This window comes from Flavobacterium sp. (assembly GCF_047602195.1).
Lineage (GTDB): Bacteria > Bacteroidota > Bacteroidia > Flavobacteriales > Flavobacteriaceae > Flavobacterium.
Genome location: NZ_JASGHW010000003.1, coordinates 105,503 through 127,838, shown reverse-complemented (window position 1 = coordinate 127,838; position 22,336 = coordinate 105,503). Strand labels below are relative to the sequence as shown.

Annotated in this window: 13 protein-coding genes; all 13 read right to left on the bottom strand. The window is 47.9% G+C overall.

Annotation, left to right across the window (positions count from 1 at the left end):
* Nucleotides 1-267 precede the first annotated feature (267 nt).
* The gene (locus tag QM717_RS04110) at nt 268-1,620 is read right to left on the bottom strand and encodes a flavin monoamine oxidase family protein (RefSeq protein ID WP_415035127.1); all 1,353 of its coding nucleotides are present in this window, start codon (nt 1,618-1,620) and stop codon (nt 268-270) included.
* Nucleotides 1,621-1,729: 109 nt separating this feature from the next.
* Nucleotides 1,730-5,470 carry a MopE-related protein gene (locus QM717_RS04105; RefSeq protein WP_415035125.1) on the bottom strand — a complete coding sequence of 1,247 codons (3,741 nt, stop codon included), beginning with the start codon at nt 5,468-5,470 and terminating at the stop codon, nt 1,730-1,732.
* Nucleotides 5,471-5,614: 144 nt separating this feature from the next.
* Entirely contained in the window at nt 5,615-7,267 is a 1,653-nt protein-coding gene (locus tag QM717_RS04100; protein ID WP_415035123.1) for a T9SS type A sorting domain-containing protein, read from the bottom strand.
* 29 nt (nt 7,268-7,296) lie between these two features.
* The gene (locus QM717_RS04095) at nt 7,297-8,553 is read right to left on the bottom strand and encodes a tail fiber domain-containing protein (protein WP_415035122.1); all 1,257 of its coding nucleotides are present in this window, start codon (nt 8,551-8,553) and stop codon (nt 7,297-7,299) included.
* A gap of 338 nt (nt 8,554-8,891) precedes the next feature.
* Nucleotides 8,892-10,532, bottom strand: a complete 1,641-nt coding sequence (locus QM717_RS04090) for a helix-turn-helix domain-containing protein (RefSeq protein ID WP_415035120.1) — start codon at nt 10,530-10,532, stop codon at nt 8,892-8,894.
* Between the two features lie 208 nt (nt 10,533-10,740).
* Nucleotides 10,741-11,052 carry a DUF3467 domain-containing protein gene (locus QM717_RS04085; protein WP_415035118.1) on the bottom strand — a complete coding sequence of 104 codons (312 nt, stop codon included), beginning with the start codon at nt 11,050-11,052 and terminating at the stop codon, nt 10,741-10,743.
* 1 nt (nt 11,053) lies between these two features.
* Nucleotides 11,054-15,358, bottom strand: coding sequence for a DNA-directed RNA polymerase subunit beta' (rpoC, locus tag QM717_RS04080; RefSeq protein ID WP_415035116.1), 4,305 nt, complete (start codon nt 15,356-15,358; stop codon nt 11,054-11,056).
* 95 nt (nt 15,359-15,453) lie between these two features.
* Entirely contained in the window at nt 15,454-19,266 is a 3,813-nt protein-coding gene (rpoB, locus tag QM717_RS04075) for a DNA-directed RNA polymerase subunit beta (protein ID WP_415035114.1), read from the bottom strand.
* Between the two features lie 245 nt (nt 19,267-19,511).
* On the bottom strand, nt 19,512-19,898 hold the full coding sequence (gene rplL, locus QM717_RS04070) for a 50S ribosomal protein L7/L12 (protein WP_415035112.1): 387 nt from the start codon (nt 19,896-19,898) through the stop codon (nt 19,512-19,514).
* A 142-nt stretch (nt 19,899-20,040) separates the two neighbouring features.
* On the bottom strand, nt 20,041-20,556 hold the full coding sequence (rplJ, locus tag QM717_RS04065) for a 50S ribosomal protein L10 (RefSeq protein ID WP_415035110.1): 516 nt from the start codon (nt 20,554-20,556) through the stop codon (nt 20,041-20,043).
* Nucleotides 20,557-20,574: 18 nt separating this feature from the next.
* The gene (gene rplA, locus QM717_RS04060; RefSeq protein WP_415035108.1) at nt 20,575-21,264 is read right to left on the bottom strand and encodes a 50S ribosomal protein L1; all 690 of its coding nucleotides are present in this window, start codon (nt 21,262-21,264) and stop codon (nt 20,575-20,577) included.
* Between the two features lie 3 nt (nt 21,265-21,267).
* A complete protein-coding gene (rplK, locus tag QM717_RS04055) occupies nt 21,268-21,711 on the bottom strand; it encodes a 50S ribosomal protein L11 (protein ID WP_415035106.1) in 444 nt (147 codons plus the stop codon).
* A 69-nt stretch (nt 21,712-21,780) separates the two neighbouring features.
* Nucleotides 21,781-22,332 (bottom strand): transcription termination/antitermination protein NusG, encoded by a 552-nt coding sequence (gene nusG, locus QM717_RS04050; RefSeq protein ID WP_415035104.1) that lies wholly within the window; start codon nt 22,330-22,332, stop codon nt 21,781-21,783.
* Nucleotides 22,333-22,336 lie beyond the last annotated feature (4 nt).

The window sequence follows — 22,336 nt, the reverse complement described above, 5'->3', positions numbered from 1 at the left end:
CGTGGTATTTTATGACATCGCAAGAATGAACGCACTTATATTCCGAATTTATAATTTATTGTGCAGTACATTTTGCTAAATCACAAAAAGCCAAGCAATTTAGAGCTATTTTAATATTGTATTTAAAGTTTTCTTAACCTATTCGACAAAAAGCAAAAAAGTCCGACGAAATACCTAGTTTATAAGAAATAGAATACTAAAAAAATCAAAACTTAACGTTTGTTGAATGATTCTGAGCCCTTTATTCGTACGAGTTTTTGCACTAAATCAAATCAGTTCCGCCGCCGATTCGCCTGTTTGGATTGCACCTTCCATAAAACCTTGCCAATCAGCGAGATGTTCCCCGGCAAAATGGGTGTGCAAAAACGCCTGAGCGAGCTTGGGCCTCAAACCAAACCACTGTCCCGGCCCGTACAGCGCATAAGCACCCTGCGAATAATCGTTGTTTCCCCAGTAAAAGTTTTCCTGCCTCAACAACAGCGATTTGATCTCCCCAAAATGCGGCTCCAAGGTCCTGCTGATTTCTCCCGCATTCCAGGCAGCGCTTTGATTCGCAACTACCGCAGCCTTGTCGCCAATCGAATACGAAATCAAAACGCCTTTCTCCGAAAGTTGGTTCTTGGTCGCGTGGTAGAAATAATGCGGCAACTGGTCGGTGACCAAATCAAAACTTTCGGCTTGCCAGAAGCGCTTGCCGAACAACATCGCGTGTTTGTTGATGCGTGCGTATTGCAAAGCATGGATCGCTTCGACTTTTTCAGGCGGCAATTCGGGTTGCCAATCGATTTTCTTGATCGCGAAAGTCGGCAGCGTACAGATGATTTTGTCCGCCTCGAACATCTTGCCGTTGTCGCAAAACACCTGTACCTTGTCTTTCTGCTGCACGATGCGGCCCACCTTGTGCTGCAACAGTATATTTTGCAAACCGATTTTTTCGGCGAGTTTCTTGGCCAACATCCCGTTGCCCCCGGCAATCTTGAGATCCATTTCGTTCTTTTCGCTGCTTTCGGCATATTCGGCCAAGGCGGCAAAAGCCGAAACATGACGGATGCTTTCCCCGAAATCGGTGCTGTCGGTGAGTTCGCGCAGATCGAGGTCACGGCCTTCGCATCCGTTGTTCACGAGAAAATGCCACCAGTCGTATTGGTCGAGCTTCCGCTTGTCGTCTTCCGAAAACTGCTGGTAGTCTTCGATGATTTTCTTGAATTTGCGTTGCCAATCGTCCGAATAACCCCATTTTCCTGCCGCTGCATATTCGTCTTTGTAGATCAGGTGCGAATCCATCTGGTTGTTTTGCAATTCCAGTTGGAATTCACCGCACAATTCGCGCATCCGCGTATGCGACTCGCCTACCCATTCGCCGCCCAACTCGATGACCAATCCATGGTCGATCGGAAACGAAAAGACACGCCCGCCAAAACGGTTCTGGCTTTCAAGAATTGTAAAATCAATCCCTTTCTGTTTGAGCTTATGGGCGGCCGCGAGCCCGGCCAATCCCGCACCGATAATGATGACTTTGGTTTTCTTGGTCGAAATGGGCTGGGCCAACAACGCAGGCGACAGCCAAATTCCGGCCGCCGTCAAAGCGCCTTGCTGGAGGAAAGTTCTTCTGCTGCTCATAAGGATTTTTTTGATTAAACCAAAGCTAATCAATATTTTAAACCATTGTACGGGCGCAAAATAAAAAACCCCACCGTTTCCGATGGGGCTTTCAAAACGTTTTGATTTGCTATCTTTTGACGATGCGCATGGTTTTCACTGCCCCGCCTTGCGTCACAATCAAATTGTACACGCCCGACGGATATTGGCCTCCCATACGGATTTCGTCCTTGCTATTGGCTGTTTGGGTTTCCATCAATCTTCCGAGCATGTCGTAGATTTTAACCTGCATCGGCATTGGGCTTTCGGAAGTAATCCCGATGCCAAAATCTGCCACGAATGGATTCGGCGAAACCGAAACCTTGATCGCAGCCGAAATGTCCTGGCTTGTTTTCGCAGCCGGCGTTCCCGGAGAAGTCACCTCGCAAATATCGCCATAAGGCGACCACGAACCGTTGGTCATCACGGCCACGCGTACATTGTACAACACGCCAGGCGAAAAGGCAGCCGGCGGAATCGAGTTGAAAATAAAATAGTTCGTATTGCGGTCCATCGTGGTCGTCGCATTGTCGGATTGGCGCGAAATCTGGAAACGATACTGCGAGGCACCCGAAACGCTAGTCGCCGCAACAGCCGTGGTTCCCGAAGCAATCGTGGCTCCGCAGCTCAACAAAGACGGTGGCGGTGGTGAGGTGATTTCGCACGGACTGCCATAACCGCCATAGTTACCGGTGGTTTTTACCGCGACTTCGATCCGGTAAGTCGTTCCATAATTGTAATGTGCGAGCATTTGCAGACGGAACCAGTTTTGGGCGCGGTCGAGCGTCTGTACGACATCTGGATCTTGTGGATTGGTCAGGTTGGTCACGCGGAAACGGTATCCGGTAACGCCCGCGATGCTCGATGTCGCGATCAAGGTGCTGATGCTCGGTAAAGTGATGCCGCATTGCGAAGGCGAAATCGAGGCCGCGCCACCTTCCTGTAAAATGGCCGGGGTCGAAATTTGGCAAACCGGGCCATAATAACCGAGCCAGATGCCATTGCGCTGCAATTGGATGTCTACGTCATAAGTCGTGGCATAGGCATAATTCGGGAATTGCGTAATGGTAAAGTGCGGCACGATCTTGTCGATGGTTTGTACCTGCGCCCCATTGGTAATCCTGATCCGATAACCTGTAATGTTGTGTCCGCCTACGGTCTGGATGCCGACCAGCGAACCGATGGCCGTCAGGGTCGTGTTGCAAACATTCGACAACAAGGAAGTCGTCAACGGCGATTGCTCGTCCATGAAACCGTCGCAGTTGTCGTCGACTCCATTGTAAAGGATTTCCGTACGCGAAGGATTGATCGCCGCGATACTGTCGTTGCAGTCAATCGCTGTGAGTCCTGTCACATAACCCACAGGCATCGTCAATCCGTAGCAAACCTCAGCCGTTACACCCGAAGTGTAGCCGTCGCTATCGGCATCGGTGTAAAAAGTTCCGGTACGCCAAACCGCGGCATTGTTGTCGTTGCAATCCTCGCCGTTGGTCGTGGTCGAATAGCCCAGCGGTGTGTTCAATCCGTAGCAAACCGTTGCCTGTCCGTTGGTATACCCATCGCCATCGGCATCGATGTAGAAGATTCCGGTTCTGTAAATCAATCCGTTGGTGTCGTCGCAATCGTCCGAAGTCAACACATAACCGGTGGGCTGTGTACAGGCATTCGAAGTCGAATTCGGGTTTCCGTGTCCGTCGCCATCGGCATCGGCATACCACAACTGCGGCGTATTGACGGTAATCGTTACACTCGCACAGGCACCCGGCGTGATGCATCCACCTTCACCCCTGACAAAATAGGTAGTGGTTGCTGTTGGAGACACGTTAATGGAAGTCCCGCTTCCGACAGAGGTGCCGCCGCAAGAACCGGAATACCATTGCCAATTTTCGGCGCTGTTCAAAGATCCAGAAGCGATGCTCAAGGTCGTTGCCTGTGTCCCGCAATTCGTAGTCGAGGAGGCGTTAATCGTGGCCACTGTCGGATCGGTACAAACCGATTGGCCCGTGCCCAGGGTCAGGATGCCGAGCGCCACAGGTACATCGGCTGTAGAGGTAATGGCGCCCGAAGCGATGGTACCTCCGAGCGAAGTCGCTGTAGAAAGCAAGGCCGGTGCGTATCCGATCACGTCGGTTGCCGAAAGATTGCTGTCCGATAACGACACCGTACCGACGGACAATAAGTTCGCCGCATTCGAAGTCACCGATGTTTCCCAATAATGACTCGTCCTGATGTCCGAAATCGTTCCATCGCCTGTGCTGTTGGCATTGGTTTCCACGACAACGGCACGCAGCACCACACTGCCCGAACTGCCCGTCGTTACACCGTTGAACGAAAGTGCTCTCGACACCGAACCGCCAATCGGCCACAGGTAATCTCCCGCGCTGGTGTTGGCTGGAATGGTTTGCTCAAAAATGCCTGTACAGTAAGACGAGGACAATTCTTGCAGGGTATTGCTTGCTGCGCCACCAGTGACCCTGATCGGCGCACCTGGATTAAACAACTTGCCTTTCCTGAATGCAATACCGCCCGTGGATATTCCTGTTCCGATGGTAGCCGTTCCGTTGAGACGGTTCATCGTGAGGCTGGCCAATACAGGCGTACTTGAAAAAACCAGTGTACCGCCCAAATCGCCAGAACCATTGATCTGTAAAATCGCGCCTGAATTACCCACTAATCTTGAATTTCCAGCAGCCACCGCACCATCGATGGTAAGCGTCTGTACCGATCCGGTCGTGATTTGAAGCGAGGCCGTACTGGCTTGGGAAAGTGTCCCGCCAATACGCAACGAACTGAGCATCGTAAATGCATTGCTCGTGCGGTTATTGGTGAAATTGCGAATGGTATTCGAACCGCCCGCATTGGTGTTGCCCAAATCGAAATACATACTCGCGGCCCCCGATCCTCCGATGGTCAGATCCGAAGTGCTGCCTCCGGTAATGCTGCCGTTGATGTTTCCTGAAACTGCACCGTTCAAGGTCAGTGTGCTGTTGCCGATTGAAAATTCCCCGGCCGTCAGTGTAAATGCTCCGGCCACGGTCAGGTTGTGTCCCGTTCCGAGCCCGACACTACAGAGGTTGCGCGTCATCGTAAAATTATTGATCGTGAGCGGCCAGGTATTGCTGATGAACGGACTCAAGTCGGTATTGGTCCACGAACCGCCCAAACTGAGTGAACTGCCCGAGGACAGTGTCATCTTTCCGCTGTTCCGTGTAATGCCATTTCCAGCCGAGGAACTCCCTACCGTGAGTAGGAAATTGCCGACCACCAAATTATTGGCCGTGAGCGTCAGTTGATTGTTCACCGTGATGTTGGTCAGCATTGTTTTGTTTCCGGATCCCGCAATATTGAGGTTGTAGAAAGGCTGGGACGACGACAAGTTTTGTGCGCCGCCGGTAAGCCCGACCGTTCCGGTGCCGTTGACCGTTCCGCCCGTGATCGAAACCACGCCCGTTCCACCCGAAGTGATGTTGAGCGTCCCGTTGACGGTCAATGTGCCGGCCGTCATGTTCAACGAGGTGACCGTTAGCGTCGAACCTGAATTGATGATCAAGGTACCGGCCGAAATGTTGAGCGCACCCGCATTGGCATTCGAGGCAACCGTAATGGTTCGGCCGCTGCAGCTCATACTAACGGTATGCCCTGTCGTGCTTGGGATAGACAAGGCCGAAGATCCGGCGCAACTGGCTGTTGACCAGGAGGCACCCGCTCCCCAATTGTTGCTGGCGATGGGATAATAGGTTTGGGAAAAGCCCTTCAGGCTGCATAAAAACAACAAAATTGTTGCATACCGGGCCAAGTTTCGCATGGCCCGTGTGGTGAGTTTGTTTTGCATAGGGTGTTTGACTTTGTATGTGAATGAATGTGGTATTAAAAAAGCAATATAGTATTCGGACAGCGATATTTCTATTCTTATCGGCAAAACGAAATAAAAGCCGTTGAATGCAACTTTTCTGATATTTTTTTAACAATTATCTGTTTATCTTTTGACAATTTTTCGGGTGGCCGTTTGCTGGTTTTGTCCCTTTATCTCAACCGAATAGATGCCGCTTGCCAATGCCGAAATATCGATTGTGTTTTGATTGGCGCTGAATTGTACCAATTGCCCGAACACCGAATACAGGTTGATGCTTTCTATTTCGTAATCAGTATCGACATGGAGTTTGTTCTCCACCGGATTGGGGTATAATTTAATTGCCGATTGGCTAAAACCTGTTACACCGAGCGGCTGTGTGTACGTAAAGGTCAAATACGGGTCGTTGGCATCCCAACCATCGGCGATAAGATATTCACCTGCGAAAAAATCTCCCTGCGGCATAAATCCGATGGAAAAATAATTGGCAGCCAAACTGCTGGCGATGTCGCTTTGCAGCGTGACCGACGTCAACGTATGGGCTTTCCATCCGATGGAATTAATGGCCGCCGTGACAAAAGGCCCGTAACCGAATTGCCCGATGGCGTCATACAAAGTGGCTCCTGTTGCCGTCACGGGATCTAAGGTTAGTTTGGAGAACACCAATTCATGCCCGTTCGCCGGCGCGTAATCTTCAGAACCGCCAGAGATGTAGAAATTGACCGTTACGCCGTTGGCAATAACCGCGTCCTCCGGCAATGAGGCTGTGTTGAATCTGGCCCAACCCCTTAAAAAGTCTTCAACGCCGTTGTTGTCGTTGAACCTTCCAAAACCGATGGTTGCAGTTTCCTTCAGATAGTCGGAAGAAAATACGCTGCCCGTATGGTAATTGGCCGCCGTTGGATACACCGTTACCGTCGGATCGACCGTGATGGGAAAAACCCGGTCAGGACTCAACAGCCAATTGGCTTTGATCTTTGTGGCGATCGTCAAGGTGTTTCCTTGTGCCGATACGGTCATCAAGGTGTTGTCGCAACGCAGTTTGATGCCCGTGGCGTCATAGGAGAATGGATTGCCGTATAGGTAAATGGGCTGCTGCTTGTCATCTTGGATCAAAAGTCCGTTTTCAGTATTCAGATACGACCAATTGGCGGGCATTTTTACTTTTTCGGTAAAAACAAAATAACTCGCGTTGGCAGGCGCATCGGCAATTGCATTGGTATGGGTGAGAATGTAATTGAGTTTGCGTTTCCCATTCAATACGACGAATTCTGCGTTGATCGCTTCATACAGACCGTTGTAATACCCTTTGTTGTCTTGTGCCGTGAACGCGACATTGGCGCTTTGCCGTTCGTTTACCTTCAGGCCGTCGACTTCCCAATGTATCGCCGTTTCCAGGAATTCCGACACCTCGCCCTCTTTGGTTTTATTTTTTACACCGTGGTGTGCAGTGGTGCCAAAGTATGATTCCATCAGATTCTCTATATTGGCGTGGGCGTACCCGCTGACCGCAGCAGGCCGTATCGTGTTATCGATGTCCGAAAAAACACCCGAATGCTCGTAATGGATCGGACCCGACGCGATGGCTGCCGTATAAGAGCCGTCCTGATTCAGGAAATGCTTGGAAAACAAATCCCGCTTTTGGATCAACTCGTTTTCGTGCCGATCGTAGATTGGGCTTCTCGATGTCGTTTGCGCAAAATTCAACCCGCTGAACGCCAACGCTGAGGCAAGAAACAAACGGCATGATTTGGTGGATTTCGTAATTTTTTCAATCATTGGTGACGGCTTTTAGGTAGGGTGAAAATTTATTTTTCCAGTTTCTTTTCCAGTTCGGTGACACGGGCGTCCAATTCCTTGATCGCTTCCAATAAAACTGGGATCAATTGGCTGTAATTGACTACTTTGTATTTCGTCGCATTGGTATCGGTAAAGTCAAATTGGGCTTCGCTGATCATGTCGGGAAACAACTTTTCGACTTCCTGGGCGATTACGCCGTATTCTTTTCTGTTGTGTGGCGTCGAGACCAATTGGCCGTCCTTGTCGGTGTATTTCACTTCGAAATTGATGTCGTATGAATTCCCTGAAAGTGCTTTGAGTTTTTCTGTTGCGTTGGTGATCTTCCGGATGTTCGATTTCAGACGCTCATCCGACGGCACATAGAATCCAGTCGTCGAAAAGGTATAACCGTTGAAATAGCCCGCATAACCCGTATTGGCATAACCCGCCAAGATCTCTCCCCAGATACCGACAAATCCCCTACCGTACGTTCCGATTCCGTTGCCCGTTCCCAGCGCATTGTAATTTTCTCCCCACAGGCCATATCCCAGCCTGTAATTGGTTTCGCCGACCACGCCATTGAATCCTCTGCCCCAAACGCCGTGGCCGCCGTTGGTTCTCGCATTGACGCCGTAAACGGCTGCCCGAGAAGTCGATGCGGCATCAGTTTGGCCGACCACGCCGAATCCTGCACCGCCAGCCAATCCCAAAATCCCGGCAGTAGTATTGTTGGCACTGTTGCTGCGCCCCTGGATTGTGGAAAACGCATTGTTACCCGTGAAGCTGTTGGTGGCACGGATCGTTGTACCGGTGCTGTTCTGATCGGCATAAATGGCATAAGAGTCTGCGATGTTGGTGTTCAATCGCAAGGCAATGGTATTGGCGCCGGAATTGGTAATTTCGACCGGCCCGCTGTCGGCGGTGATTTGGCGTCCGGCACCGGGACCTCCTTCATCGTATGCCTTGTCCAACGTATTGTGTGTGGTCGTGCCTTCTGCCGCCATCCGTACCCAAATGCTCCCGTTCCAGTAGTAATAGCCAGGCGTTACATCATTGATGGATTGCGTATTGTAGACGATTGTACCTGGAAAAAGGGCCGTTCCGTCGGGATTGACCACTGGTGCGCTCAGGGTGGTGCTGGTCAATGCGACTTGCGGCGTCAGGAAACCGTTGGTCGCCGAATTGACCTCTAAGGCCGCCCTCGGATTTACGGTCCCGATTCCCACTTGGGAAAAAGCCATGGGAGCTACCGAAGAAAAAAGCAGGAGTAATGTTTTCTTAACCATTTCTTTTTTTTTGACAATGGACTTATTCACAGACATCTTTTGACGTCGGCATCCAAACTTACCGGCAAGAAACTAAAAAAAAAACAGTGGCGGAAAAAGTCGTCTATCCGTATTCCGCAATTTGGATAGATTGTATTTTTTTTAATGCTGATTATCAGCAATTTAAAAAAAAATAAGTATGATCACACTTGTTGATTCGCGTGCGCCCGACGAAAGAAGAAAGGGGATTTCGTTACTATTTAAATGGTAATTTTGTTAAATATTTTCCATTTTTAACGCAAAGTTCAAAGTTCCTTTGTATAATTCCAAATGAAGGAATGAATGCCCAAACATAAAATCTACGACTGGTCGTAGGTCTCCTGTAAATCAGCTCCTTTATTTTTTTCGAAATAATGGATGAATTCCGAAGGCGATACACCGACGGTATTCTTGAATACGGTTCCAAATTTGGAATGTGAAGAAAAACCGGCTTCTTCTGCCAGGACATTTATTTTGTATTGTCGGTAAAGCGGATTGTCGTTTATTTTTTGTACGATGTAATTGATCCGCAAATCATTGATGTACTTGTTGAAATCCTTGCCTTTGTGCTTTTTGATGATGTAGGATAGGTATCTGGTGTTGCTCTCGATTTCGGCCGCAACAAAAGACAGCGATACTTTTCGCTCGAGATAGAGTTTTTTTTCTTCGAAATGGTGCAGCTTTTCGATTAGATTTTTCTCGGCTTCGGCGGGCATGAAGATTTTCTCCCCTTCTTTTTCATCATTGGTTACGGTCTGATCCGTTGTCTGCAATACGTCGTTGAAATCGTCGTGCCGTTCTTTCAGTTTTTCCAATATGGACTCGATTTTTTTGATTTGGTTTTGCTTTTTTCGTTTATAATGGAAGAAAAAAGACGCGCCCAAAACCATCAAAACGATACTAGACGATATATACATCAACGTTTTTCGCATGGCATCGTCCAAAAATTTCTTCTTCTGGCTGGTAACGGTGCTTGTCAGTGCGGTATCCACAGCTTTCCTGTCGCTACTGTTGATGCTGTCGTTCAATGCGGTGAATAGCCCGAGATATTTTTTCGAATTTTCTGTCTTGTTCAATTCTAGATAGGACTTCGATAGCGTCTCGAAAAGATCCCGCCTGATTTGTGGAAAGCTCGCCTGTTTTTCCAGTCCCATTCCCAATTCGGCATATTTGATTGCCTTATCATACTGCTTTTCCTTGTAATAAAAGAAACCCAGTTGGCTCAGCAACACGACGCGTTCCACCAAAAGCGTCGGTTTTCCGTTGTGAATCTCGAGCGCCCTCAAGTAGTAATCTTCTGCCAACCTGGCTTTTTGCAATTTGGAATGCTCGTTGGCCAAAATCATGTACGAATAGGAAATGAGACTGTATTTGCTGGATACATCGGCACTATTTTGTTCGGTGATCTGTTCGGCCTGCGCAATGCTTTTATTGATGTTCGAAAAGATGGAGTCCTCAATAGCCTCGCCTTTGATGTAACTTCCCGCCCGGTTGCTGTAAATCAAGCTCATGGCATAGTGCCTCTTGTTCCCGACGGCGATTCTTTTGGCATATTTCAAAGCTTGGAGCAGTTCCTCCCCGCCTTTGTCCAAAAGCCCCAATTCTGAATACGCACAACCCTTCAATCGGTGGATGTGAGAAAGTTTGGCGTAATCTTCAATCTCAATTCCTGTTTTGAGATAGACGTCGTCGAGCGTAATCACTTTCTTATAATTGCCCGTATTGAAATAAATGATGGCCAGGGTGTGGCCTACTTTTGTAATACCCTGCTTGTAACCGATGCGCTCGCATTCTTGTTCGATCTTTTCCAATAATGGGATGGCTTGCTCCGGATCGCCGGTGTTGACGTAAAGATTGGCCCGTTCAAATTCTTTGTCTATTTGATCGGTCGTTGCCGGCCTTTGTGCCGATACGAAACCGGAGCACAAAAGCAACAAAAAATAAACGCGCTTTGCAAGCATATCAATTCAAAATTACCGTCTATAAATGCTCAAAATGGTGTTCGAAATCCAAACCGGCGGAACGCCAAATTCCATCTCCCTTATTGTGAATAATCTTAATAATGTTCCAAATATACAAAACCAGACGGTAATCGCGTAATGCTCGACATTTCAAAAAAAAAGCGAAACGGGCAAAAAAAAAGCCCCCCATTGCTGAGAGGCTTTCTATTTAGGCTTGTCCTGCAGGACCAAAGTTCAAAGGAATGGGCGGCTGCTCACTGTCTTTGATTTCGCCGTGGGCGGATTCAAATCTATGGACATTCTCTCCCAAGGCTTTGACCAATCTCTTGGCGTGCTGCGGGGTCAATACGATGCGCGATTTCACCTTTGCCTTGGGCGTGCCAGGCATGATGCATACAAAATCCATCACAAACTCCGAAGCCGAATGGTTGATGATCGCGAGGTTGGAATAGATTCCTTCTGCGGTCGCCTCATCGAGCTCGATGTTGATTTGTCCGGGTTGTTGTTTTTGCTCGCTCATCTTAGTAGATGTATTCTTCTTTGTTCGCCATCATTTCGTTGTAGTCTTCTTTCGATCCTACAATCGTTTGGTCGTATTCTCTCATACCGGTTCCGGCAGGGATTCTGTGACCTACGATTACGTTTTCCTTCAAACCTTCGAGCGTATCGAGTTTGCCCGCTACTGCAGCCTCGTTCAATACTTTCGTGGTTTCCTGGAACGACGCAGCCGAAATGAACGACTTGGTTTGCAATGACGCTCTCGTGATCCCTTGCAATACCGGTGTAGCCGTTGCGGTGATGACATCGCGGGCCACGATCAGGTTCTTGTCGGTACGTTTCAAGAGCGAGTTCTCATCGCGCAACTGACGCGGCGTAATGATCTGTCCAGCCTTGATGTTCTCTGAATCGCCGGCATCTTCCACGACTTTCATGCCATAGAGTTTGTCGTTCTCGAGGATGAAATCTTTGGTGTGGATCAATTGTTCTTCGAGGAACAACGTATCTCCCGGATCTTCGACGCGTACTTTACGCATCATCTGACGGATGACCACCTCAAAGTGCTTGTCGTTGATTTTAACCCCCTGCAAACGGTATACTTCCTGGATCTCGTTGACCAAGTACTGTTGTACCGCCGACGGGCCTTGGATTCTCAAAATATCTTCTGGCGTGATGGCTCCATCAGACAATGGTGCACCCGCACGTACGAAGTCATTCTCCTGTACCAAAATCTGGCTTGACAACTTCACGAGGTATTTCTTGATCTCGCCGAATTTAGATTCGATGATGATCTCGCGGTTACCACGCTTGATTTTTCCAAACGTCACTACACCGTCGATTTCAGAAACGACCGCTGGGTTCGATGGGTTACGCGCTTCGAGAAGCTCCGTAATACGTGGCAAACCTCCGGTGATATCGCCCGCTTTAGACGAACGACGTGGGATTTTCACGAGTACTTTACCGGCCTTGATCTTCTCGCCGTTTTCTACCATCAAGTGCGCCCCAACCGGCAAGTTGTACGAACGGATGAGTTCGCCTTCTTTTCCGTATACGAGGAGCGTCGGGATGAGTTTCTTGTTACGGGCTTCAGAGATTACTTTTTCCTGGAAACCGGTTTGTTCGTCGATCTCGACCTGGAACGTTTGTCCTTGCTCGAGATCTTCGTATTCGATCTTACCGGTGAATTCAGAAACGATAACCCCGTTATATGGATCCCATTTACAGATTACGGTGCCTTTGGAAACGACGTCGCCGTCTTTTACAAAAATGCTCGATCCGTAAGGGATGTTGTGCGTATTGAGTGTGATGCCTGTTTTTTGGTCGATGAGTTTCAATTCGGTTGAACGTGAAACCACGATATCGACTGTATTGCCTTCGGTATCTTCGCCTTTTACGGTTTTCAAGTCTTCGATTTCGAGACGTCCGTCGAAACGGGTCACGATGCTCGATTCCTCAGAAATGTTACCCGCAGTACCACCCACGTGGAAGGTACGGAGCGTCAACTGTGTACCCGGCTCACCGATCGACTGTGCAGCGATTACACCGACAGCCTCACCTCTTTGCGTCATTTTTCCGGTCGCCAAGTTACGGCCGTAGCATTTCGCACAGATGCCTTTCAAGGCTTCACAAGTCAATGGCGAACGCACTTCGACTGCTTCAATTGGAGACGCTTCGATGTTGCGCATGATCGCCTCGGTGATTTGTTGTCCGGCGTGAACCAAGATTTCAGTAGTCAATGGGTTGATGACATCCTGCAACGCGACGCGTCCGAGGATTCTTTCGCCCAAACCTTCTACGATTTCTTCGTTTTTCTTGAGTGCCGACACTTCGATTCCGCGCAAAGTACCACAATCGTCGATGTTGACGATTACGTCTTGCGAAACGTCGTGGAGACGACGGGTCAAGTAACCCGCATCCGCCGTTTTCAAAGCCGTATCGGCAAGACCTTTACGGGCACCGTGCGTCGAGATGAAGTATTCGAGGATCGAAAGACCTTCCTTAAAGTTGGAAAGGATCGGGTTCTCGATAATTTCACCACCACCGGCAGTTGATTTTTTCGGCTTGGCCATGAGTCCACGCATACCGGTCAACTGACGGATCTGTTCTTTCGAACCACGCGCCCCAGAGTCGAGCATCATGTACACCGAGTTGAATCCTTGTTGGTCTTCGCGGATGTTTTTCATCGCGAGTTCCGTAAGCATCGCATTCGTAGATGTCCAAACGTCGATGACCTGGTTGTAACGCTCGTTGTTCGTGATCAGACCCATATTGTAGTTCATCGTGATGCCTTCTACTTGTTCGTTGGCGTCGGCGATGAGTTCTTCTTTTCTTTCCGGGATGATGATATCGCCCAATGAGAACGACAATCCGCCCTTGAAAGCGAAACGGTACCCCATGTCCTTCATCGAATCGAGGAACGCAGCCGTCGTCGGAACGTCGGTTACGGCCAAAATTTTACCGATGATGTCACGCAACGATTTCTTGGTCAAGACTTCGTTGATGTAACCGGCAGCTTCCGGAACTACTTCGTTAAACAAGACACGTCCGGCAGTCGTTTGGATGATTTTCCAAACGAGTTCGCCGTTTTCGTTGAAATCCTTCGCGCGGATTTTGACGCGTGCATTGAGTTCCAAACGGTTTTCGTTCAAGGCGATGTTGACTTCCTCCGCAGAGTAGAATGTCAAACCTTCACCCAAAATTTTATGATCCGGCACCGACAATCTTTCCTTGGTCATGTAGTACAGACCGAGTACCATGTCCTGTGATGGAACCGTGATCGGCGCACCGTTGGCAGGGTTCAAGATGTTGTGCGACGCAAGCATCAACAATTGTGCTTCGAGGATCGCTTCCGGGCCGAGTGGCAAGTGAACCGCCATCTGGTCACCGTCGAAATCCGCGTTGAACGCCGTACACACGAGTGGGTGCAATTGGATCGCTTTTCCTTCGATGAGTTTTGGCTGGAACGCTTGGATACCCAAACGGTGCAAGGTAGGCGCACGGTTCAGCAATACCGGATGTCCTTTGATGACATTTTCCAAGATATCCCAAACCACTGGCTCTTTCTTGTCAATAATTTTCTTGGCCGATTTGACCGTTTTGACGATTCCGCGCTCGATGAGTTTACGGATGACAAACGGTTTGTACAATTCAGCCGCCATGTCTTTTGGCAAACCGCACTCGTACAATTTGAGTTCAGGTCCGACGACGATTACCGAACGCGCCGAATAATCGACACGTTTACCGAGCAAGTTCTGACGGAAACGACCTTGTTTACCTTTCAATGAATCAGACAATGATTTCAATGGACGGTTAGACTCAGTCTTCACGGCAGATGCCTTACGTGTGTTGTCGAACAATGAATCGACGGATTCCTGCAACATACGTTTTTCGTTGCGCAAGATCACTTCTGGCGCTTTGATTTCCATCAAACGCTTGAGACGGTTGTTGCGGATAATCACACGACGGTACAAATCGTTCAAATCGGAAGTTGCGAAACGTCCACCATCGAGCGGCACCAATGGACGCAATTCAGGCGGGATCACCGGAACGACTTTCATGATCATCCACTCCGGACGGTTTTCGCGGTTTTCGTTTGATTCGCGGAATGATTCCACGACTTGCAAACGCTTGAGCGCTTCGGTCTTACGTTGTTTTGATGTTTCGTTGTTCGCCGAGTGACGCAAATCGTATGACAAGGCATCGAGGTCGATTCTCGCGAGCAAATCCATGATACATTCGGCACCCATTTTGGCGATGAATTTATTAGGATCGAAATCATCCAAATATTGGTTTTCCTGTGGAAGGCTATCGAGAATATTCAGGTATTCTTCCTCAGTCAAAAAGTCTAATCTTTCAATCGGTTCGCCGTCTGAATTTTTGGCGATACCCGGTTGGATTACTACGTATCTTTCGTAGTAAATGATCATGTCTAATTTCTTAGACGGCAATCCGAGGATGTAACCGATTTTGTTCGGCAACGAACGGAAGTACCAGATGTGCGCGATCGGCACCACCAAATTGATGTGTCCGACACGGTCACGACGTACTTTCTTTTCGGTCACTTCCACCCCGCAACGGTCGCAAATGATGCCTTTGTAGCGGATTCTTTTGTATTTCCCACAGGCACATTCGAAATCCTTTACAGGGCCGAAGATGCGCTCGCAGAACAATCCGTCGCGCTCGGGCTTGTGGGTTCTGTAATTGATGGTTTCCGGCTTCAACACCTCACCTCTTGACTCGGCCAAAATCGATTCCGGCGAAGCCAAACCGATTGAGATTTTGTCAAACCTTTTTACAGGGTTTTTGTCTTTATTTCTGTTATTCATCATAGTCATAACTATTGAATTTTTTTGTAAGTTGAATTTAGCGAACGGTTTCAGTTGGGTTTACAGCCAACGGTGGTCGGCTGTAAACTTCGCTGTTACTATTCTTCCAAACGAATGTCGAGGCCGAGACCTTTCAATTCGTGCATCAATACATTGAATGATTCCGGCAAGCCTGGTTCTGGCATGGTTTCACCCTTAACGATCGCCTCGTACGTTTTCGCACGACCGATCACGTCATCCGACTTCACGGTCAGGATTTCACGAAGCGTAGACGATGCGCCATAAGCCTCGAGTGCCCAAACCTCCATCTCTCCGAAACGCTGTCCACCGAACTGTGCTTTACCACCGAGCGGTTGCTGCGTGATGAGCGAGTATGGTCCGATTGAACGGGCGTGCATCTTGTCGTCGACCATGTGTCCGAGTTTGAGCATATAGATCACCCCAACAGTTGCCGGCTGGTGGAAACGCTCTCCGGTTCCGCCATCGTACAGGTACGTATGTCCGAAACGTGGAATTCCTGCTTCGTCGGTCAATTTGTTGATCTGATCCAAAGTCGCTCCGTCGAAGATTGGCGTGGCGAACTTCTTGCCGAGGTTCATCCCTGCCCATCCGAGTACGGTTTCGTAGATCTGACCGATGTTCATACGCGAAGGTACACCCAGCGGGTTGAGTACGATATCGACCGGCGTTCCGTCTTCGAGGAATGGCATGTCTTCGTGGCGAACGATACGGGCAACGATACCTTTGTTACCGTGACGTCCCGCCATCTTGTCTCCTACTTTCAATTTACGTTTCTTGGCAATGTATACTTTTGCCAATTTCAAGATTCCTGCAGGCAATTCGTCCCCTACAGTGATCGTGAATTTCTCACGACGCAAAGCCCCCTGCAAGTCATTCAATTTGATCTTGTAGTTGTGGATCAAGTCGTTGACCATTTTGTTGGTCGCGTCATCGGCAACCCACTGGCCTTTGCTCAAGTGTGCGAAATCTTCTACGGCGTGGAGCATTTTCTGGGTGTATTTCTTTCCTTTCGGCAAGACTTCTTCACCCAAATCGTTCATGACGCCTTGTGAAGTTTTTCCGTTCACGATCAGGAACAATTTCTCTACGAGTTTGTCTTTTAATTCGACAAATTTCGTTTCGAATTCCATTTCGAGTGCGCCCAAATCGTCTTTGTCTTTGGTACGCTTGCGCTTATCTTTTACCGCTCTTGCGAATAATTTTTTGTCGAGTACTACCCCGTGCAACGATGGAGAAGCTTTCAATGAAGCGTCTTTTACATCACCGGCTTTGTCACCGAAGATCGCACGCAAGAGTTTCTCTTCCGGAGTCGGATCGGATTCTCCTTTTGGCGTGATCTTACCGATCAAAATGTCGCCAGGCTTCACTTCGGCACCGATACGGATCATACCGTTTTCATCCAAATCTTTGGTCGCTTCTTCCGAAACGTTCGGGATGTCGTTGGTCAATTCCTCGTTACCCAATTTGGTATCGCGCACCTCGAGTGAATAATCATCGACGTGGATTGACGTAAAGATATCATCGCGCACGACTTTTTCAGAGATTACGATCGCATCCTCGAAGTTGTAACCTTTCCAAGGCATGAACGCCACTTTGAGGTTACGTCCGAGTGCCAATTCGCCGTTTTGTGTCGCGTATCCTTCAGACAAAACTTGTCCTGGAATCACGCGGTCGCCTTTGCGGACGATCGGCTTGAGGTTGATCGATGTACTCTGGTTCGTCTTTCTGAATTTGATCAGGTTGTATGTTTTTTCATCGGCATCGAATGAAACCATTCTTTCTTCTTCCGAACGGTCGTATTTGATGGTGATGATGTTGGCATCTACGTATTCTACGGTTCCATGACCTTCGGCATTGATCAAGACTCTTGAATCAGAAGCTACTTGTCTTTCGAGACCGGTTCCAACGATTGGTGCTTCAGGACGCAACAATGGTACGGCCTGACGCATCATGTTCGATCCCATCAAGGCACGGTTAGCATCGTCATGCTCCAAGAATGGAATCAGTGATGCAGAAATCGAAGCGATCTGGTTCGGTGCCACGTCGGTGTAGTGTACCACGTTTGGCTCCACCACCGGGAAGTCACCTTCTTCACGTGCAATAACACGCTCGGCAGTGATGGTTCCGTCGTTGTCCATTTCGATGTTCGCCTGCGCGATCATCTTGCCTTCTTCTTCCTCTGCAGAAAGATAGATCGGCTCGGCATTCAAATCGACTTTACCGTTTTTGACTTCGCGGTAAGGCGTTTCGATGAAGCCCATTCCATTCACCTTGGCGTAAACCCCAAGAGATGAAATCAAACCGATGTTTGGTCCTTCCGGTGTTTCAATCGGACACAAACGACCGTAGTGCGTGTAGTGAACGTCACGAACCTCGAAACCGGCTCTTTCACGCGAAAGACCGCCTGGTCCGAGTGCAGAGAGACGACGCTTGTGCGTGATTTCTGCCAATGGGTTCGTCTGGTCCATGAACTGAGACAACTGATTGGTTCCGAAGAACGAGTTGATAACCGAAGACAAAGTCTTGGCGTTGATCAAATCGATCGGGGTAAAGACCTCATTGTCGCGGACGTTCATACGCTCACGGATGGTTCTGGCCATACGCGCCAAACCTACGCCGAACTGCTGTGACAATTGCTCGCCTACGGTTCTTACACGACGGTTCGACAAGTGGTCGATGTCATCGATCTCCGCTTTAGAGTTGATGAGCTCGATCAAATACTTGACGATGGTGATGATGTCTTCTTTGGTCAAGACCTGCTTGTCCATAGGGATATCGAGATCCAATTTCTTGTTCATTCTGTAACGACCTACCTCACCTAAGTTGTAACGTTGGTCAGAGAAGAACAATTTATCGATGATGCCACGCGCCGTTTCTTCATCAGGCGGTTCGGCATTTCTTAATTGTCTGTAGATGTGCTCGACCGCTTCTTTTTCGGAGTTGGTCGGGTCTTTTTGCAAGGTGTTGTGAATAATGGCGTAATCAGCCTGGTTGTTATTCTCCTTGTGCAACAAGATCGATTTTACATTCGACTCGATGATTTCTTCCACGTTATCCTTGTCGATAATCGTGTCACGGTCGAGGATGATCTCGTTACGTTCGATAGAAACTACCTCGCCTGTATCCTCGTCGACGAAATCTTCGTGCCAAGTGTTGAGTACACGTGCCGCGAGTTTACGGCCGATGTATTTTTTCAATCCGGTTTTCGAAACTTTGATTTCTTCTGCGAGGTCAAAGATTTCAAGGATGTCCTTGTCTCTTTCGAATCCGATGGCGCGGAACAAAGTCGTTACCGGTAATTTTTTCTTACGATCGATGTAAGCGTACATGACGCTGTTGATATCGGTCGCGAATTCAATCCATGATCCTTTGAACGGGATGACACGGGCTGAGTATAATTTGGTTCCATTGGCATGGAAGGATTGTCCGAAGAAAACGCCTGGTGAACGGTGCAATTGCGACACGACCACACGCTCGGCTCCGTTGATCACGAAGGTTCCGCTTGGGGTCATGTAAGGAATCGTACCGAGGTACACATCCTGTACAATGGTTTCAAAGTCCTCATGCTCTGGATCGGTACAGTACAATTTGAGACGTGCTTTGAGCGGCACACTGTAGGTCAATCCTCTTTCAATACATTCTTGAATGGTGTAACGTGGCGGGTCAACAAAGTAATCAAGGAATTCCAGTACGAAGTTGTTTCTGGTATCGGTGATTGGAAAGTTTTCCATGAAGGTGTTGTATAAACCTTCGTTGCCTCTTTCGTCGGATTTGGTTTCCAGTTGGAAGAAATCCTTGAACGACTTCACCTGTACATCCAGGAAATCCGGGTAGTCCGGAATATTTTTAGTCGAGGCAAAATTCAATCTTTCGGTTTGATTTGTAATCATCAATGGACAAAATTTTGATTAAAAAAAAGTAGTTTGTTGTGTAAAACACTGCTTTCTTTCGATAACCCGTACCTCTTTAAAAATGAACCAAGCTCGCTCATTTCTGTCTTCGTAGGGGTTAAACTTTTGGGCTGTTTAAGCCATTTTATAATAAAATTGGGAATAGAATTTTATTATACGAAAAATGGTTTAGGCCGTTGGACGCGTGTCCAAGGCCTAAACCTAGTTTTTGTAACCTAGTAAAATTACTTAAGCTCAACTACAGCTCCAGCTTCTTCCAAAGATTTTTTCAAGCCTTCAGCTTCGTCTTTAGATACTGCTTCTTTCACGTTTGCAGGAGCGCCGTCAACTAAATCTTTAGCTTCTTTCAAGCCCAATCCAGTCAATTCTTTAACAGCTTTAACGACTGCCAATTTAGAAGCACCAGCATCTTTCAATACTACAGTGAATTCAGTTTGCTCAGCAGCAGCAGCACCACCATCGGCACCAGCACCACCAGCAGCAGGACCAGCAACTACAGCAGCCGCTGCAGGCTCGATACCATACTCATCTTTCAAAATTGTTGCAAGTTCGTTAACTTCTTTTACTGTCAAGTTAACCAATTGTTCTGCGAATTGTTTCAAATCTGCCATTTTTTCTATCGTTTTAAATAGTTTGTAAAATATAATTTATTAATAGTGCGCGAAGGCCGGGGTTGTCTCTAAGTTTAAAAGTTTAGGGATTAAAGTGTGATTGAGAAATCTTTTAATCTTTAAATCCTTTAATCTTTCAATCTTATCTTTCAGACAAAGTTTTAACGAGTCCTGCAATTGTGCTGCCACCCGATTTAAGGGCAGAAACAACATTTTTAGCTGGAGATTGCAACAAGCCGATGATTTCTCCGATCACTTCGTCTTTCGACTTGAGTGCGATCAAGGCATCAAGTTGGTTGTCTCCGATGAAAACCGCTTGGTGGATGAAAGCACCCTTCAAGATTGGTTTATCAGCTTTTTTGCGGAATTCTTTGATGATCTTTGCAGGCGCGTTTCCGTTCTCTGCGATCAGGATCGAAGTATTTCCTTTCAACGTCGATGGCAAATCGCCGTAGTCGTTGTCAGAAGCTTCCATTGCTTTTTCGAGCAAGGTATTTTTCACTACCGCCAATTCGATACCTGCCTTGAAGCAAGTTCTTCTGAGGTTAGAAGTAGTTTCTGCATCCAATCCGGAAATATCTGCAATGTAGACTACGTTGGAATTACCCAAACGCTCGGTCAACTCTGCAATCACTTGTGATTTTTCTTCTCTTGTCATGATTTAATGTATAACTACTTAGACCGCTTTAGTATCCAAAGGAATCGCAGGGCTCATTGTACTAGACAAGTGGATGCTCTTGATGTAAGTTCCTTTGGCCGCAGTTGGCTTCAGTTTAATTAATGTTTGAATAATTTCGTGGGCGTTTTCGGTGATCTTGTCTGCCTCGAAAGAAATTCTTCCGATACCCGCGTGAACGATACCTGTTTTGTCCACTTTAAAGTCGATTTTACCGGCTTTTACTTCAGCTACAGCTTTCGCCACATCCATAGTAACAGTTCCCGTTTTAGGGTTTGGCATGAGTCCACGTGGTCCGAGTACACGGCCCAAAGGTCCCAATTTACCCATTACAGCCGGCATGGTGATGATCACATCGATATCGGTCCAACCGTCTTTGATTTTTTGGAGGTAGTCATCCAAACCTACGTGGTCTGCACCCGCAGCTTTGGCTTCTGCTTCTTTATCTGGAGTAACGAGAGCCAAAACTCTTACGTCTTTACCTGTACCGTGTGGCAAGGTTACCACTCCACGTACCATTTGGTTCGCTTTTCTTGGATCAACACCCAAACGAACTGCGATGTCTACTGACTCGTCAAATTTCGCAGAAGCAACCGTTTTGATGAGTGCAGATGCATCTTTCAAAGTGTACAGTTTGTTCTTCTCGATTTTTGAAGCCGCTTCTTTCTGTTTTTTAGTCAACTTTGCCATTTCTTACTTTTTAAGCGGAGAATCTCCAGTTACAGTTATACCCATAGATCTTGCTGTACCTGCGATCATGCTCATGGCAGACTCAACAGTGAATGCGTTCAAATCAGCCATCTTGTCGTCGGCGATTGTCTTGATTTGTTCCCAGGTTACGCTGGCAACTTTTTTACGGTTTGGTTCACCTGAACCACCTTTGAGCTTCGCAGCTTCCATTAATTGAACGGCAGCTGGTGGAGTTTTTACGACGAAATCGAATGATTTGTCTTTGTACACAGTGATTTGAACTGGGCACACTTTGCCGGCTTTATCCTGGGTTCTGGCGTTAAATTGCTTACAGAATTCCATGATGTTCACACCAGCAGCTCCAAGAGCAGGTCCAACCGGTGGCGACGGGTTCGCAGCACCTCCCTTTACTTGTAGTTTAACTACTTTACTAATCTCTTTAGCCATTGTGAATTTTAAAATTTGCAGCGGTCTGTGGAAGCAGACGTTTGCGGTTAATTATAATAGTGTAACAAATTATACTTTTTCAACCTGCATAAAGCTCAGTTCCAATGGTGTTTTTCTTCCGAAGATTTTCACCATGACTTCGAGCTTACGCTTCTCCTCATTGATTTTCTCAACTGTTCCGTTGAACCCGTTGAAAGGACCATCAATAACCTTGATTGTTTCGCCCACATTGAACGGAATCGCATGCGTATCGGTTTTGACCGCGAGCTCATCCACTTTTCCTAACATCCTGTTTACCTCAGACATTCGCAAAGGCACCGGATCGCCGCCTTTTACTTCGCCCAAGAAACCGATTACACCTGTGATCGACTTGATGATATGCGGAATTTCTCCGGCAAGGTTGGCCTCCATCATCACGTAGCCCGGGAAATAGACTTTGTCTTTGGTGATTTTCTTGCCTTCGCGTACCTGCACCACTTTTTCAGTCGGCACCAACACCTGCGCAACATAATCACTCATTCCCAAACGGTTGATTTCCGTTTCGATGTAAGCTTTCACTTTGTTTTCCTGGCCACTGACGGCGCGGACAACATACCATTTTTTCACATTAGTGTCTGCCATGGTC